15 protein-coding genes are annotated in these 15,219 nt (G+C 57.0%); 1 reads left to right on the forward strand and 14 read right to left on the reverse strand.

The window, feature by feature from the left end:
• Window positions 1-7: 7 nt before the first annotated feature.
• From bamB to trmJ, 12 genes are all read right to left on the reverse strand, one after another.
• Complete coding sequence (gene bamB, locus KEHDKFFH_RS03395; protein WP_104320621.1) at window positions 8-1,180, reverse strand: outer membrane protein assembly factor BamB; 1,173 nt, start codon at window positions 1,178-1,180, stop codon at window positions 8-10.
• A complete protein-coding gene (locus KEHDKFFH_RS03400) occupies window positions 1,180-1,836 on the reverse strand; it encodes a YfgM family protein (protein WP_104320622.1) in 657 nt (218 codons plus the stop codon). Before KEHDKFFH_RS03400 ends, bamB begins: the two co-directional genes overlap by 1 nt.
• A gap of 52 nt (window positions 1,837-1,888) precedes the next feature.
• Window positions 1,889-3,169: a histidine--tRNA ligase gene (hisS, locus tag KEHDKFFH_RS03405; RefSeq protein WP_104320623.1), complete on the reverse strand. Its 1,281-nt coding sequence runs from the start codon at window positions 3,167-3,169 to the stop codon at window positions 1,889-1,891.
• A gap of 49 nt (window positions 3,170-3,218) precedes the next feature.
• A complete protein-coding gene (ispG, locus tag KEHDKFFH_RS03410) occupies window positions 3,219-4,337 on the reverse strand; it encodes a flavodoxin-dependent (E)-4-hydroxy-3-methylbut-2-enyl-diphosphate synthase (protein ID WP_104320624.1) in 1,119 nt (372 codons plus the stop codon).
• A gap of 35 nt (window positions 4,338-4,372) precedes the next feature.
• Window positions 4,373-5,398, reverse strand: a complete 1,026-nt coding sequence (locus KEHDKFFH_RS03415) for a RodZ domain-containing protein (RefSeq protein ID WP_104320625.1) — start codon at window positions 5,396-5,398, stop codon at window positions 4,373-4,375.
• Window positions 5,388-6,161, reverse strand: coding sequence for a type IV pilus biogenesis/stability protein PilW (gene pilW / locus KEHDKFFH_RS03420; RefSeq protein ID WP_104320626.1), 774 nt, complete (start codon window positions 6,159-6,161; stop codon window positions 5,388-5,390). Before pilW ends, KEHDKFFH_RS03415 begins: the two co-directional genes overlap by 11 nt.
• A gap of 74 nt (window positions 6,162-6,235) precedes the next feature.
• Window positions 6,236-7,348 (reverse strand): dual-specificity RNA methyltransferase RlmN, encoded by a 1,113-nt coding sequence (rlmN, locus tag KEHDKFFH_RS03425; protein ID WP_064228071.1) that lies wholly within the window; start codon window positions 7,346-7,348, stop codon window positions 6,236-6,238.
• Between the two features lie 63 nt (window positions 7,349-7,411).
• On the reverse strand, window positions 7,412-7,840 hold the full coding sequence (gene ndk / locus KEHDKFFH_RS03430; protein WP_069184985.1) for a nucleoside-diphosphate kinase: 429 nt from the start codon (window positions 7,838-7,840) through the stop codon (window positions 7,412-7,414).
• Between the two features lie 68 nt (window positions 7,841-7,908).
• Window positions 7,909-9,057, reverse strand: a complete 1,149-nt coding sequence (locus tag KEHDKFFH_RS03435) for an IscS subfamily cysteine desulfurase (protein WP_104320627.1) — start codon at window positions 9,055-9,057, stop codon at window positions 7,909-7,911.
• 22 nt (window positions 9,058-9,079) lie between these two features.
• Window positions 9,080-9,577 carry a Fe-S cluster assembly transcriptional regulator IscR gene (iscR, locus tag KEHDKFFH_RS03440; RefSeq protein ID WP_104320628.1) on the reverse strand — a complete coding sequence of 166 codons (498 nt, stop codon included), beginning with the start codon at window positions 9,575-9,577 and terminating at the stop codon, window positions 9,080-9,082.
• A gap of 78 nt (window positions 9,578-9,655) precedes the next feature.
• Window positions 9,656-10,429 carry a serine O-acetyltransferase gene (cysE, locus tag KEHDKFFH_RS03445; protein ID WP_064228158.1) on the reverse strand — a complete coding sequence of 258 codons (774 nt, stop codon included), beginning with the start codon at window positions 10,427-10,429 and terminating at the stop codon, window positions 9,656-9,658.
• Window positions 10,422-11,285: a tRNA (cytosine(32)/uridine(32)-2'-O)-methyltransferase TrmJ gene (gene trmJ, locus KEHDKFFH_RS03450; RefSeq protein WP_104320629.1), complete on the reverse strand. Its 864-nt coding sequence runs from the start codon at window positions 11,283-11,285 to the stop codon at window positions 10,422-10,424. Before trmJ ends, cysE begins: the two co-directional genes overlap by 8 nt.
• Before the next feature lie 183 nt (window positions 11,286-11,468).
• On the opposite strand from trmJ, the gene KEHDKFFH_RS03455 reads away from it, so the two are divergent.
• Window positions 11,469-12,269: an inositol monophosphatase family protein gene (locus KEHDKFFH_RS03455; protein ID WP_064228066.1), complete on the forward strand. Its 801-nt coding sequence runs from the start codon at window positions 11,469-11,471 to the stop codon at window positions 12,267-12,269.
• A gap of 84 nt (window positions 12,270-12,353) precedes the next feature.
• Here KEHDKFFH_RS03455 and secF read toward each other — a convergent pair whose 3' ends face one another.
• Complete coding sequence (gene secF, locus KEHDKFFH_RS03460) at window positions 12,354-13,307, reverse strand: protein translocase subunit SecF (protein WP_104320630.1); 954 nt, start codon at window positions 13,305-13,307, stop codon at window positions 12,354-12,356.
• Window positions 13,300-15,174 (reverse strand): protein translocase subunit SecD, encoded by a 1,875-nt coding sequence (gene secD / locus KEHDKFFH_RS03465; protein WP_104320631.1) that lies wholly within the window; start codon window positions 15,172-15,174, stop codon window positions 13,300-13,302. The genes secF and secD overlap by 8 nt, the downstream gene beginning before the upstream one ends.
• Window positions 15,175-15,219 lie beyond the last annotated feature (45 nt).

The raw sequence follows: 15,219 nt of genomic DNA on the forward strand, positions 1-15,219 counted from the left end.
TTGGGGATCAATCCTGCGGCTTAACCTGGAATACGGCCATCTTTCCGCTGTTGCCAAAAACTAGCAGGTTACCATTGGCAAGGCGCTGTGCCGGTACGCGGATACCCTCATCGTCGAACTCCAGCTGGCCAACCAGCTTACCATTCTCTCGGTCAATGGCATGCAGGTAGCCTTCGAAATCGCCCACCACCAGATGGTCTTCATAAACCATTGGCTGGGTCAGCTGGCGCCAGGCAAGACGATCCTGGGTCCAGACTTCCCGACGATCCGAGCCCCTCAGGGCAACAAGGTCGCCATTGGCCGAGGCCAGATAGATCTGACCGCCACCAATCATTGGCGAGTAAAGGCTGGACGCCTTCCGGCTCCAGATCTCCTGGCCGGTACGAATATCGACGAGGGCAAGCTTGCCCTGGTAGCCAACCACCATAACGGCGGTCTCAATAACCAGAGGTTGCCCCGCTACGTCAACCAGCCTTTCCAGCTCGGTACGCCCCTGAGGCTGGCCCACTTCGTATTGCCACATCGGCTGCCCCGAGGCTGCCGCCAACGCGATCAGTTTGCCGCTGGCAAAGGATGCAATCACCACATCACCACCGACCAGAGGTGCAGCAGCGGCTCGCATCGAAAGGACCGGAACGGTTCCGTCATACTGCCATAGCTTTTCGCCATCAGCGGCGCTGAAGCCGAGAACCTTGCCATCAGTGGTCTGGGCAACAACGAGCGAGCCATTGGACTGGGGCGCTGACAGCACTTCTGTCGGCAGAGGCTGGCGCCAGACCTCGGAGCCGTCCTCACGGGAGAGGGCTACCAGATCCGCGTTCTCGGTGGTCAGGTAGAGGTACTGCCCATCACCGCCGAGACCAGAAAAAATGCGCTCCTCAAATTCTGATTCCCAGACAACCTTGCCGGAATCCGAGGCCACTGCATAAAGCTCACCATCTGCCGACGCGGCGTAGATCAGATCACCGGTATTAAGGGGTGCCAGGTAAAGAAAATCGCCATCATGGCCGTCGCCCACGGACATGCTCCAGACTCTCTTGAATTCGGCGGTCGCCTCAATCTCGGGAACCGGAACAGGCTGTTCGAAAGTATCCGTGGTGCTGCAGCCGGAAAGTGCGGCCATAAGTGCCAGCCCCATCAGCAGTCCGCGTTTTGAGATCCTGTCGCGGATAGCCGGCATCAGGCATCCTCCCCGACACCGAGGTCTGCCAGTTTCAGTTCCAGAATACCGCTACGGCCTTGCTGACTCTGCTCACGGGCAGCAAGATAGGCCTCACGTGCGCCCTCCCGGTCGCCCTGCGCCAACAGAATGTCGCCACGGAGCTCGGAGTACATGGCATCAAACGCATCCGCATCGCCGGCGCCATCAATGGTGGTCAGTGCCTCTTCGTACTGGCCTGCGGAAAACTGGGCGCGCGCCAGGCGATTGCGCACCACAAGTGCCAGTGCCTGGTGCTCGCCAGTGTTTTCCAGCGCCCACTTCAGGGAGTCAATGGCAGCTTCGGCATTGCCCTCCTGCATCAACTGCTGGCGTGCCAGGATCAGGTTGCCGTAAACCGCATAGGCACTGTCTGTGTAATCTTCCCTCAGGGTCTGAGCCACAAACGCGATGGTTTCGCCGCTGGTTTCATCGGCCTGGTCACTGAAGGCATTCAGCAAGTTGGCGAACTGGTTCGCTGCCTCGGTGCGCTGCTGGGCCTGATGGTTCTGCCAAGCCTGCCAGCCAAACACAATGGCCAGGGCCGCACCAATGCCGATCAGCAGAGAACTGCCGTTCTTTTTCCACCAGTCCTTGATCGCCTGGATCTGTTCTTCTTCGGTGCGCAACTCTGCCATGAGGACTCCTGTTGTCGAATTTTTGCTTTTGTATCAGTAAATTTGGTCAGATTCAGTTGGCCAGCGCCGCTGCCAGAGCGGCGGCCAGCTCGTCCTGGGCAATCTCGGTTTGCGGTTCATCAGCACGCAAGGGCTTAAGTCCGGCAGTACCATTGGCAATCTCGTTCTCGCCCAGGATGACCGCGTACCTGGCACCACTCCGATCAGCCTTCTTCATCTGGCTTTTGAAACTGCCGCCGCCACAGTGAGAAACGATCACCCGCTCCGGCAAGGCCGCACGCAGCTTTTCAGCCAGTATAAGAGCCGGAGCCAACGCCACCTCACCCATCGCCGTTACATAGATGTCGGCATTGCTGTTCACGTAATCCGGGACCAGCTCAAGCGTCTCCAGCAGCAGGATAAGGCGCTCCAGGCCCATTGCGAAGCCCACCGCGAATGTCGGTTTGCCACCCAGCTGTTCCACCAGGCCATCGTATCGACCACCAGCGCACACTGTGCCCTGGGCACCAAGACTGTCGGTTATCCATTCAAATACGGTCTTGCCGTAGTAATCCAGGCCTCGAACCAACGCCGGATTCACTGAATACGCCACGCCTGCCGCGTCCAGCAAAGCTTTCAGACGCTCGAAATGCTCTCGGGATTCATCATCGAGATAGTCGTCGAGGCTGGGCGCATTTTCCAGGATCTTACGGGTGGAAGGATCCTTGCTGTCCAGAATCCGTAGGGGGTTAGACTCCAGGCGACGCTGGCTGTCGGCATCCAGGTCTGATTTGAACTGGCTCAGGTAATCCACCAGTCCCGCGCGGTAAACCCGACGGGATTCGGACGTTCCGATGGAATTGATTTCCAGCCGGGTATGCTCAGCAAGCCCGAGCTCTTTCCAGAGTCGTGCGGTCAGTATCAGCAGCTCGGCATCGATATCAGGACCAGTCATCCCGAAACATTCCACGCCAATCTGGTGGAATTGACGATAGCGCCCTTTTTGCGGGCGTTCATGCCGGAACATGGGTCCGGTATACCAGAGTCGGCGGGTCTGGTTGAACAACAGGCCATGCTCCTCGGCGGCACGAACGCAACCAGCTGTGCCCTCCGGGCGCAGGGTCAGGCTGTCACCGTTGCGGTCCTCAAAGGTGTACATTTCCTTTTCGACAATGTCGGTGACTTCACCAATCGACCGCTTGAACAGGTCGGTCTGTTCCACAATCGGCATACGGATTTCCTGGTAGCCATACTGAGCCAGTACCCGGCGCACCGTGGATTCCACAAACTGCCACACGGGCGTCTGCTCCGGCAGGATATCGTTCATCCCGCGAATTGCCTGAATCTTTGCCAATGTTAACCCTTAACTCTGTCTGGATGGTTGTGCCCGGGAATGGTAACGATCAGTTGTCAGAACGGGCAATGATCGATTCTTCCTGTTCCTTGCGCCGTGCCACTTCTTCACGAATCAGGCGCTCCAGATCGTCGGTCAGTGTGGCGTTGTCCAGCTTCTGGTTTGGTTTGCCCGCCATGTAGAAAAGATTCTTGGGGCTGCCACCGGTAAGGCCGAGATCGGCAACCTTGGCCTCACCCGGGCCATTGACGATGCACCCGATAATTGCCACGTCGAGGGAGTCATTCACATCCTCTAACCGCGCCTCCAGATCATTCATGGTCTGGATTACATCGAAGTTCTGACGCGAACAGCTCGGACAAGCGATGAAATTAATGCCACGGCTTCGCAGGCGAAGGCTCTTGAGAATATCGAAACCCACCTTGATCTCCTGCACCGGGTCGGCCGCAAGAGACACCCGAATAGTGTCGCCGATGCCGTCCATCAGTAGCATACCAAGACCAATGGAAGACTTGACCGTACCCGAGCGCAGGCCACCGGCTTCAGTGATGCCCAGGTGCAGCGGCTGCTCGATTTGCTGGGCGATCTTGCGGTAGGCATCCACAGTCATGAACACCTCGGACGCTTTCAGGCTGACCTTGAAATCCTGGAAATCATGGCGGTCCAGGATATCGATGTGGCGCATGGCGGATTCCACCAGCGCGTCTGCCGTGGGCTCACCGTATTTACGCTGAAGAGACTTCTCCAGGGAACCGGCGTTCACACCGATTCGAATCGGGATATTGCCGTCCCGGGCAGCGCTGATGACAGCACTGACACGATCATCCCGGCCGATGTTGCCCGGGTTGATACGAAGACAGTCGACACCCAACTCAGCCACCCGGAGGGCGATCTTGTAATCGAAATGGATGTCGGCGACCAGCGGCAGGGATACCTGCTCCCGAATCTTTCCGAACGCCTCTGCAGCGTCCATGGACGGCACAGAAACCCGCACGATGTCCGCACCCGCTTCCTGCAATGCCGTGATCTGGCCAACCGTGGCTTCCACGTCGCAGGTGTTGGTGTTGGTCATGCTCTGCACCGCAATTGGCGCGTCGCCACCTACAGGAACATTGCCCACCATGATCTGGCGGGATTTGCGTCTGGTAATCGGGGAATCCTGTTTCATGTCTTGCTGACCGATATAGAAAATTTGATCAAGTTTCAGATTGTCAGGGTAAATTCTGACCGGTTGTTGACAACCCGGTAGCCACCGATGTCCACAGGCTCGCCCTGGAAACGAATGGATTCGACCGCATCAACCGCGCCAATGACGACCCGTAGCGGGGCTGGTCCGGCCACATCGATCTGATCTCCGTTACGCTGAAGCGAATTCACCAACCGGTTACCCGCGGCATCACTGACCTGAACCCAACAATCATCGCTGAAGCGAATCTGAAGCCGGCCGGTATCCGCCACTTCAGCCAGCCCGTTTGGGTTTTCAAGCACCGGCTCGGGCGTCTGAACAACCGTCGGAATCTGCTCGGTGACCGGCTCGACGGCCTCCGACCGGTTCTCTTCAACCGCTGCCGTCTCAATTGGGGCCTGAGCCTCGCCAGCATCCGGTTCAGCCGGCTCTACCAACGGTTCCCGCTGCTCTGTTACCACCGGATCAGATTCCATGACCGCGGGCTCGGGCTCCTCGACACTCGCCACCATTTCGGGCTCGGAGCGTTCGGCTTCGGGCGCCGCTGCCAGTTCCTCGGTTTCACCCTGATCATCTGGTGCAGCCTCAGATTCTGTTGCCGCCTCGGAGGGTGCTGCATCCTGCTCAGGAGCCAGGAAGGTGAAGGCCAGATAACCGGCAATGCCCAGAACCACCAGAAAAAACAGGGCCTTGGCCAATTGACGTTTACGACGTCTGCGACGTTCGATATCAACCAGGGGGTTGGCTTCCTGCTCCTGTTCCCGCTGTTGCCGGATGGGCTCCAGCTCCTGGTCCAGATCTGCAATCACCGCATCCGCATCCAGCCCAACCTGTTTTGCATACGCCCTGACATACCCTTTCAGAAAGAGTTCACTGTCAATCTGGCTGTAGTCTCCCGACTCTATCGCCTGTATGACTGAAGGGCGCAAATGCTGCGCTGCGGCGACATCTCCGGTACTCAGACCGGCTTTTTCCCGTGCCTTCTGAAGCTGCTGCCCTACGGGCTCCTTCATCGCTGGCTGTGAGTTTTCTTCAGTTGCCATTAGAAATCAGCACCTTATATTGTTGGTATTCGACTGACTCCGGAAATTTGTTTCTGAGCTGAAGCGCAAGGCTCGCTTCCTGGTTTTCATCGCTAAAATAGCGGGCGATGCGGATCCCTGTAAAAAGGCTCTCCGGTGAATGAACCAGACGCTGATTCCTTTGCATCAAAGTGATCAGTCGCGAATAGTAACGGGCGGCATCATCGTAATTGCCGGTCTCGACGGAAACCCGGGAAAGTGCCAGCAACGAACGGGCATCTCCCCGCGTGAGTTCCACAGCCCGGCGATAGGACGTCTCTGCAGCCTCCAACTCGCCGAGTCGTTCCTGAGTCATACCCAGGTTAAAGAACACAGAGCCACGGTCCTGATAACCGGTATCCCGGGACGCGGCCCGGAACTGGTCGCGAGCGTCTTCCATCCGATTCTGGCCGAACAGGAAGGCCCCGTAGTAGACCCTAGCCCTGGTGAATCCCGGATCCCTGGAAATAGCACGCTTGAAATTCTGCTCGGCGAGTTCCGGTTCACCCTCGGCGTTGTACACCAGGCCCATCGCGGCCCTGGCGGATGGGGCATCCGAATCCAGTTTTAGCGCTCTTTCGAGGTGATGGCGAGCCCGCTCAAGATTGCCCTGCCCGATATAGGCGGTGGCAAGTTTCACATAGTTATCGAGGGCCTTCTGACGATCGGCTTCCCGTGAAAACCGACTGTCGGTGGTGGTAACGCAACCTGTAACCAGCAGAGTCAGCAGCATGGCGGCTAACATGGAAAAGCGTCGGTTTGCTGGTGGTGTTATCACGGGTGTCCCCTTCCTCGATTGGGCTGTAAGGCGTTCCTGGTTCAGGGATTCACCTGCTGAACCTGAATGTACCTCTGGCTCCGACGGGTTCTGTCTTCAACCCGACCTACCAGTTGACCACAAGCGGCATCGATGTCATCACCCCGGGTAGTCCTGATAGTGGCAATATATCCTGCTTCGTTCAGGACGGCCTGGAACCGCCGGGTCGCATTCATACTCGGCCTCCGGAAATCACTCTCCGGGAACGGGTTAAAGGGAATCAGGTTGATCTTGCAAGGCAGATCCCGTAACAGCACGGCAAGCTCACGGGCATGTTCCGGCTGATCGTTCATTCCCTCAATGACGGTGTACTCGATCGTCGCCTTGCGCTTGTCCGGCAACCGGGCGAAGTAACGCTTGGTCGCGGCCAGCAACTCGGCAATCGGGTACTTTTTATTCAACGGAACCAGTTTGTTACGAAGTTCATCATTCGGCGCATGCAGGGAAATGGCCAGTGAAACATCGGTAACTTCCGACAGGCGATCCAGAGCCGGCACAACACCAGACGTGCTGAGGGTAACCCGGCGCTTGGAGATCCCGTAGGCCAGATCCTCCATCATGAGGTTCATGGCATCCACGACATTGTCGAAATTAAGCAGGGGCTCGCCCATACCCATCATGACCACGTTGGTAATGGGCCGATCCGGGCCTGGCTCAAAAGGCATGAAGGCCTTGCGTGCAACCCACACCTGGCCGATGACTTCCGCCGCGGTGAGATTGCGGTTGAACCCGCGCTTACCCGTGGAGCAAAAGGTACAGTCCAGGCTGCAACCGATCTGCGAGGACACGCAAAGGGTTCCGCGCTCTCCGTCCGGAATCAGCACAGTCTCAACACTGTTGCCGTTGTCCATGCGCATCACCCATTTCCGGGTGCCGTCTTTGGACGTTTCGTCGTAAACCACCTCAGGACCACGGATCTCGGCAACCTGCTTCAGCTTTTCCCGCAGTGCCTTGCTCATATTGGTCATTTGATCGAAGTCATCAGCGCCACGCTGATGGATCCACTGCAAAACCTGGGTGGCACGAAAACGCTTCTCCCCCAGGGATTCAAAGAAAGCTTCGAGCTTTGCTTTCGGCATCCCCAGCAGATTGGTTTTTTCAGCGGCCGCTGTCATTTCATAACCTCGATCAGATAACCAATTCAGAGGCGACCGGACGATCGCCTCCGATCAACGCAATCAGCCCCGCGGGCAGATTTCGTTGTCATTGAAGAAATAAGCGATTTCGCGCTCGGCAGAAGCCGCGGAATCAGAGCCGTGAACGGCGTTCGCGTCGATGGAAGAGGCGAAATCCGCACGGATGGTGCCAGCGTCGGCTTCCTTCGGATTGGTTGCGCCCATCAGATCACGATTCTTCAGGATAGCGCCCTCGCCTTCCAGAACCTGAACAACCACAGGGCCGGAGGTCATGAAAGCAACCAGATCGTTAAAGAACGGACGCTCTTTGTGCTCTGCGTAGAAGCCTTCTGCCTGCTCCTGGGTGAGGTGCATCATTTTGGCAGCAACAATGTTCAGGCCGGCTTTCTCGAAGCGGCTGTAAATTTCGCCGATCACGTTTTTTGCTACCGCGTCGGGCTTGATAATCGAGAGCGTGCGCTCAGTTGCCATGGTCTTTCTCCAGTCTGTGGATGGTAAAAATTCTGGCCTGCGATTATACGCAGTCCGGGGCAAACTTCCTACCGCACTGCACGGAGGCGGCTAACAACATCAACTATTTGCGAACTGGCAAAGGCCACTTCCTCTTCGGTTGTGAACCGTCCGAGGGAAAAACGCAGTGCACGATGGGCCTGCTCATCACTCAGCCCAATGCCACGGAGAACGTAAGACGGCTCGACTGTGGCCGATGCACAGGCCGAACCGGAGGAGACCGCCAGATCCCGCAGACCCAGCATCAGGGACTCTGCATCAACGCCGTCAAAGGATAGGTTCACGATACCGGGGACTCGACTGCTTTCGCTGCCGTTTAGACTGACACCCTCAAGAGACTGAAGCCCCGCCAGAAAGGACTTCCGGAGCGCCTCCAGTTTATCGATTTCTTCCTCAAGCCCGGATTGGGCTAGCGCGAACGCCTTTCCCATTCCCACAATCTGGTGGGTCGGCAGGGTTCCGGAACGCATTCCCCGTTCATGCCCACCGCCGTGAATCTGCGCCTCGATACGAACATCCGGCGAGCGCCTTACATACAGAGCGCCAACGCCCTTCGGGCCATAAACCTTGTGCCCGGACAGCGCCAGAAGATCTACTGGCATGGAGCTAACGTCAATAGCCATCTTGCCGCCGGCCTGAGCCGCGTCCACATGGAAAAGAACGCCTCGCTGGCGTAATTCACCACCAATGGCAGCAATATCGTTGATGGTTCCCAGCTCGTTATTTACCAACATCAGGCTAACGAGCACGGTATTTTCCTTCAGCGCACCCAACACCTGATCACAACTGATCGTTCCATCGGCGGCGGGATCCAGCCAGGTCACTTCAGTACCCTGGTGCTCCAGCCACTTGCAGGTATCCACAACCGCCTTGTGCTCAATCTTCGAGGTGACAATGTGAGCATCCTTACGGCCGGCAACGGCGCCCTTGATCGCCAGGTTATCCGATTCTGTGGCGCCTGACGTCCAGACAATTTCACGGGGGTCGGCGTGAATCAGCCCGGCAACCTGCTTGCGGGCGGCTTCCACAGCCGCTTCCGCCTGCCAGCCATAAGCGTGGGTTCGGGACGCAGGATTACCGTACACGCCATCCAGCGTGAGGTACTTCATCATTTCATCGGCGACAGCAGGATCAACGGGCGTGGTGGCCGCGTAGTCCATATAAACGGGCTTTTTCATGGATTCCGGAAACTTGTTGGTGTCAGGCCGGCGCCTGATCAGACAGGCGTTCGGTGTTGATGGTTTCAGAGCCGTTGTCAGACTGACGGCGATTCTGCCGGTCCGCAACCTGGCGAATTTCATGCTTTCTCATCAGATCTCCAAGGCTGATCTCGCTGAGAAACTGATGAATCTGATCGCTGAGATCAGACCAGAGGTGGTGGGTCAGACACTTCTCGCCATTCTGGCAATCGCCCTTGTTGCCGCACCTGGTGGTGTCCAGCGATTCGCTGACGGCATCGACAACTTCGGCAATGTAAAGTTCAGCCGCCGGACGGCTGAGCCTGTAACCTCCACCGGGGCCACGAATACTGATAACCAGCTTCTGGCGGCGGAGACGGGAGAAAAGCTGTTCCAGGTAGGACAGTGAGATTTCCTGACGGGCCGAAATATCGGCGAGACTCACCGGCCCCTGGTCTCCATGCAGAGCCAGATCAAGCATTGCCGTTACGGCATAGCGGCCTTTGGTGGTCAACTTCATAGTGTCAGCCCCATGACGGGATTGAATCTCAAAAACGCAGCTGAGAGTATGAATTGACCAACCATTTCAGTCAAGTATTCAGCGGCGCACCTCATCGTCATCCCGGACGCAATCAAAGTCCTCTTCCTGTAACGGTGGCAACTCGCCATTCTGGTACTCGCTGTTCACCTTGCGCAGGGCCTTGCACATGTTCTCGATGCGGTCATCCACCGCATGCATGTGATCAAGCAGCGAGCGCATGGCCCGGGCAACCGGGTCTGGCATTTCCTCTGTTACACCATAGGCATCGAAGCCCATGCGTTCTTCCATCTCCTTGCGGCGTGCGTCATCTTCGCCTTTGCGTTTGACGATGACGCGGCCTGGAATACCAACCACGGTTGCACCTGCGGGCACTTCCTTTGTCACCACTGAATTTGAGCCGATCTTGGCACCCTCGCCCACTTCAAACGGCCCCAGAATCTTTGCACCGGCACCAACCACGACACTGTTACCGATCGTGGGATGGCGCTTGCCCTTGTTCCAGCTGGTTCCGCCCAGGGTGACACCTTGATAGAGGGTCACGTCATCGCCGATCACCGTGGTCTCGCCAATAACCACTCCCATGCCGTGGTCAATGAAGAACCGGCGGCCAATGGTCGCCCCCGGATGAATCTCGATACCGGTCAGCCACCGGGCAATGGTGGAAATGGTGCGGGCAAGCCATTTCAGACCGAGACTCCACAACCAATGGGAAAACCGATGAAACAGCAGCGCGTGCAAGCCCGGGTAGTTGGTCAGAACCTCAAAGGTGTTCCTCGCGGCGGGATCCCGGTGGAACACGCTGTTAATGTCTTCCCGCAAACGCTCAAACATGGCCATTATCCTGTTCCGTCGCCGCAGTGCCGGCCTCGGTTGATTTGCTGTTATTCCGCGTGCCTGCCGCCTTCTGAACAGCAGTGAGAATACCCCTGAGAATGTTGATTTCCATCTGATCCAGTCTGGCCCGCTGGAACAGTCGCCGCAAGCGCGTCATCAGTTGCCTGGGGTTCTCCCGTCGATGGAAATCCACATCAATCAGCACCTGCTCCAGGTGCCCGAAAAAGCCCTCGACATCGTGAACTTTGGCCGGCGGCACATCCCAGCCTTCATCCCCGGGCCTGGTCATCGACTTTAGGTATGGGCTTCCTTCACCGCCTTCAAGGCTTCGCAGATAATACATACGCAACTCATAACACATCACCTGTACCGCCATGGCCAGATTAAGGGAGCTGTAATCCGGGTTGGACGGAATATGAATGTGATAATGGCAGCGCTGCAGCTCGTCGTTGCTGAGACCATGATTCTCTCTTCCGAACACCATGGCAACCGGGCCGCTCTCAGCATGCCCTGCAGCAGCGGCTGCCGCCTCAGGGGGGGCGCAGACCGGCCAGGGCACCTTCCTTCCACGGGCACTCGTGCCCATAACCAGCACGCAATCAGCCAGGGCATCATCCAGTGATGAAACCACCTGTGCATTATCAAGTACATCCGAAGCACCCGCCGCGCGCGCATACGAAGTTTCATCCGGAAAGGAACAGGGATTGACCAGCCACAGATTTCCCAGCCCCATATTTTTCATGGCACGGGCGACAGCGCCGATGTTGCCTGAATGGGATGTCTCTACCAGAACAATCCGGATCTGATCCTGAAATGTTTCCGTCCCTTCCTGTGGAAGTGCGCTTTTGTGCATTGTTAGCAGGCCCAAGGTTATTGATCAGGGCGGCAATGATAGCAGAAAGCACCCTCACCCTGCCCCTCCGGAGAACCCGTAACCTCTGGTTATCCGTGCTATTGCTGAGTCAAAAAACATACAAGCGGGGTGATCTTTTGCTATGATACCCGGCCTTCACACACCCGGATAATGAACACTCAGATGCAACCAGCTATTAAAATGGCCCTGCGCGTCGCGCGTCAGGGGTCCGATTATCTGAAAGCCCATTTCGAGCGCCAGGAACCCACCGGCAAGGACGACTCCGAACGCCGTCGTCAGCTGGAACGGGTCGAGCAGTCTATTTACGACAACTTTGCCGAACAGCTCGAAAAGGCCTACAAGGACCACAGCATCGCGCCATTGAACGAAGCGAATGCCGGAACCAGCGAGAAAAGCTGGCATATTTTTCCAGTCCTGGGCCGTGAGAATTTCCTTCGGGGCATTCCGGAGTTTGCTCTGGCGCTGTCCCAGAAAAAGAATAACCGAACCGAAAACCTGCTTCTGGTGAACCCCGTTACCGGCGAAGAATACTCCGCCAGTCGTGGCCACGGCGCCGCTTTGAACAGCCGCCGGGTACGCGCTTCGGAAATCAAACTGCCAGAGAAAGCGGCCATCGCCACCAACCTGCTCGACCAGGCCCGCAAGAGCGAAGATCCGATGCTCTGGGGTGAGATGGCCGCTGTGCTGGCACGGGATTCCGGCATGTTCCGCACATCTGGCTGTGTAGTTCTGGATATCGCCAGGGTTTCCGCTGGCCTGATGGACGCGGCGATCATTTTTCGCCCGGAAGCCAGCGACCTGGATCTTGGCGTCACACTGGCCATGGAATCCGGCGCACTGACCGGTGACTTCTCCGGTAACCCGTCGACCGGTAATGCCCGCCAACTGGTAGTGGCAAACCCGAAACTGTTCCGTGAAGTCCTGAAAGTACTGCACCCATTCCGGGGTCGCCTGCCTCGTTAAGGTTTTCGGCCCCAGCGGGCACAAAAAAACCGCCAACATTGCGTGGCGGTTTTTTTGTGGCCGAAATTGGCAGAGCAAATGGATTTACATCCTGTTCAGCCACTCTGGCGGCTCTTCTTGCTCTTCTGCGTTTTCTGCCCCCTCCTTCGGCGGAACAATCAGGTCGTCACGAGACACACCCATGACCATCAGAAGGTTGGCAGAAACGTATATGGACGAGTAGGTACCGACAATCACACCAATAATCAAAGCCAGGGCAAAGTTATTAATCGCCTCACCACCCAGGAAATACAGCGCCAACAACACGATCAAGGTAGTACCGGAGGTGTTGATTGTCCGGGCAATGGTCTGGTGAATAGACTCATTGATAATGTCCCAGGGCTCACCCACACGCATCTTGCGGAAATTCTCCCGGATCCGGTCCGCAACAACGATGGTATCGTTCAGTGAGTAGCCGATAACCGCAAGCAGCGCGGCCAGAACAGTCAGATCAAACGTCCACTGGAACAACGCGAACACACCCAGAACGATGATCACGTCGTGGGCCAGAGGCACCACCGAAGCAATACCGAACTTGAACTGGAAGCGCATACCCACGTAGATCAGCACGACCGCCAGAGCAATCAGCAATCCCAGGCCGCTGTCTTCCTTGAGCTCCTCACCGACCTGCGAACCAACGAACTCGGAACTTACCAGTTCAAGCTCTGCACCACCCTCTTTCAGGGTTCGGGTTACCTCGGGGGCCAGCTGATCGTTGTCAGCCTCGGCCATCCGCACCAGAACTGTGGTATCGGCCCCGAAATTCTGGACGGAGAACTGCTCATAGCCGGCTGCATTGAGCCTGGACCGGATTTCATCAAGCTGCGGGGCTTCCGCATACTCAAATTCAACGGACGTACCGCCGGTGAAGTCCATACCCAGGTTCAGGCCACGGGTCGCCAGCAGCGCAATGGACACAACAATCAGCGAGATGGAGATTACGGAAGCAATTTTCCGCAACCCCATGAAATCAAACGGTTGCTTATGATCTTCAGACATTGGCGAGCTTTCCTCCGATCGACAGCTTCTCGACCCTGCGGCCGCCGTAAACAAGGTTAACGATGCTGCGGCTGACCATCAGGCCAGAGAACATCGAGGTCAGGATCCCGATGCACAGTGTCACCGCAAAGCCTTTCACCGGACCGGAGCCCATGGCAAAGAGAATGACGGCAACCAGCAAGGTGGTGATATTGGCATCAAAAATGGAGACGAAGGCCCGGGAATAACCGGAGTTGATCGCCGTCTGGGGCGGCGCACCGGATTTGAGCTCTTCCTTTATCCGCTCGAAGATCAGTACGTTGGCATCCACCGCCATACCAACGGTCAGAACAATACCGGCGATACCCGGCAGGGTCAGAGTCGCGGACAGGATCGACATACACGCTACCAGCAGCATCAGGTTAAGTGTCAGGGCAATGTTTGCAACAACGCCAAACCCACGGTAGTAGACCAGCATGTACAACAGCACCAGACCGAAGCCAAGCGCTACCGACATCATGCCGGCATCGATGTTCTTCTGACCAAGGCTCGGCCCAATGGTCCTTTCCTGAACAAAATACATTGGAGCCGCCAGCGCGCCAGCACGCAGCAACAATGCCAGTTCCGCAGCTTCTGGAATGGAATCAAGCCCGGTAATCCGGAAACTGCTGCCCAGAGCGGATTGCACGGTGGCCAGGCTGATAATGCCCTTTTCCACAACGCGGTTCTCCACTTCCTGAGGCTCACCATCCACCATTCTGGTTTCGGTTTCCGTGCGATACTCGATGAACAGCACGGCCATCCTGCGACCAATGGCATTGCGGGTAGCCCGGTTCATCAGATCACCGCCAACTGAATCCATGGTGATGTTGACCTGGGGCTGCCCGTTTTCATCAAAGGCTTGCTGGGCATTGGCTACATTATTACCGGTAGCAATAACTTCCTGCTCAAGACGGGCGGTGCGCTGAGGCTGATCCCGGAAGCTATATTGCTCGGTTTCACTGTTCGGGGCATCCTGACGTGCCTCCATACGGAACTCAAGATTCGCAGTGGCACCGAGAACCCGCTTGGCCTGAGCAGTGTCCTGCACACCGGGAAGCTCAACGATAATGCGGTCGGCGCCCTGCTGCTGAACCAGAGGCTCGGCGACACCCAGTTCGTTCACCCGGTTACGGATCGTTGTCAGGTTCTGCTCAAGGGCATAATCCTGAATCGCGGACACTTCCGACTCGGACAGTGTCAGCACGAGAAGGAACTCGTCTCCCTCGGTCTGCTCATCAAGGAGAAATTCGTTGTACTGGCCTCGGACGAGACTGAAGGCTTCAGACCGGGCGGCCTCGTCCCGGAAGCTCAGAACAATCTGCCGATTGTCCTGTACATCGCCACCACGGTAGCGAATGCGCTCTTCCCGCAGGTCCCGCTTGATCTGGCCAGACATAGCTTCGAGCCGCTGGTTGACCGCCGTCTGCATATCAACTTCCAAAAGGAAGTGAACACCTCCGCGGAGGTCCAGACCGAGCTTCATCGGGCCCGCGCCAAGACTTCTGAGCCAACCGGGCGTTGACGCAGCCATGTTCAGCGCCACCAGATAATCATTGCCCAGGGCGGCCTGTACCAGAGGGCGAGCCTGTAACTGGTCTTCAGAGTTGGTGAGACGGATCAGAGCATCCCGATCCTGAAGAGTACTGCTTTTCACCTCGATGCCCCGGCTTTCCAGAACATCAACAGCCCTGTCGAGCACACCGGCATTCACATCGGTGCTACTACGGGCGCCAGTGATCTGGATGGCGTAATCGTCGGGGAAGAGGTTGGGCAAAGCGTAGATAAACCCGATCACGAGCGCGACCAGGATAACCAGGTTTTTCCAAAGCGGATACTTGTTCAGCATGGGATCCCTTGTAGCCGGCCTGGTGGCCGGCCTTGGTGTTTCAGC

The organism is Marinobacter maroccanus (assembly GCF_002933275.1).
Classification (GTDB): Bacteria; Pseudomonadota; Gammaproteobacteria; order Pseudomonadales; family Oleiphilaceae; genus Marinobacter; species Marinobacter maroccanus.

Bases quoted from the DNA above. Each gene is read 5' to 3' on its own strand.
- bamB (WP_104320621.1), bottom strand. From the start codon at position 1,180: ATGCCGGCTATCCGCGACAGGATCTCAAAACGCGGACTGCTGATGGGG.
- KEHDKFFH_RS03400 (WP_104320622.1), bottom strand. From the start codon at position 1,836: ATGGCAGAGTTGCGCACCGAAGAAGAACAGATCCAGGCGATCAAGGAC.
- ispG (WP_104320624.1), bottom strand. From the start codon at position 4,337: ATGAAACAGGATTCCCCGATTACCAGACGCAAATCCCGCCAGATCATG.
- KEHDKFFH_RS03415 (WP_104320625.1), bottom strand. From the start codon at position 5,398: ATGGCAACTGAAGAAAACTCACAGCCAGCGATGAAGGAGCCCGTAGGG.
- pilW (WP_104320626.1), bottom strand. From the start codon at position 6,161: ATGTTAGCCGCCATGCTGCTGACTCTGCTGGTTACAGGTTGCGTTACC.
- rlmN (WP_064228071.1), bottom strand. From the start codon at position 7,348: ATGACAGCGGCCGCTGAAAAAACCAATCTGCTGGGGATGCCGAAAGCA.
- ndk (WP_069184985.1), bottom strand. From the start codon at position 7,840: ATGGCAACTGAGCGCACGCTCTCGATTATCAAGCCCGACGCGGTAGCA.
- KEHDKFFH_RS03435 (WP_104320627.1), bottom strand. From the start codon at position 9,057: ATGAAAAAGCCCGTTTATATGGACTACGCGGCCACCACGCCCGTTGAT.
- iscR (WP_104320628.1), bottom strand. From the start codon at position 9,577: ATGAAGTTGACCACCAAAGGCCGCTATGCCGTAACGGCAATGCTTGAT.
- cysE (WP_064228158.1), bottom strand. From the start codon at position 10,429: ATGTTTGAGCGTTTGCGGGAAGACATTAACAGCGTGTTCCACCGGGAT.
- trmJ (WP_104320629.1), bottom strand. From the start codon at position 11,285: ATGCACAAAAGCGCACTTCCACAGGAAGGGACGGAAACATTTCAGGAT.
- KEHDKFFH_RS03455 (WP_064228066.1), top strand. From the start codon at position 11,469: ATGCAACCAGCTATTAAAATGGCCCTGCGCGTCGCGCGTCAGGGGTCC.
- secF (WP_104320630.1), bottom strand. From the start codon at position 13,307: ATGTCTGAAGATCATAAGCAACCGTTTGATTTCATGGGGTTGCGGAAA.
- secD (WP_104320631.1), bottom strand. From the start codon at position 15,174: ATGCTGAACAAGTATCCGCTTTGGAAAAACCTGGTTATCCTGGTCGCG.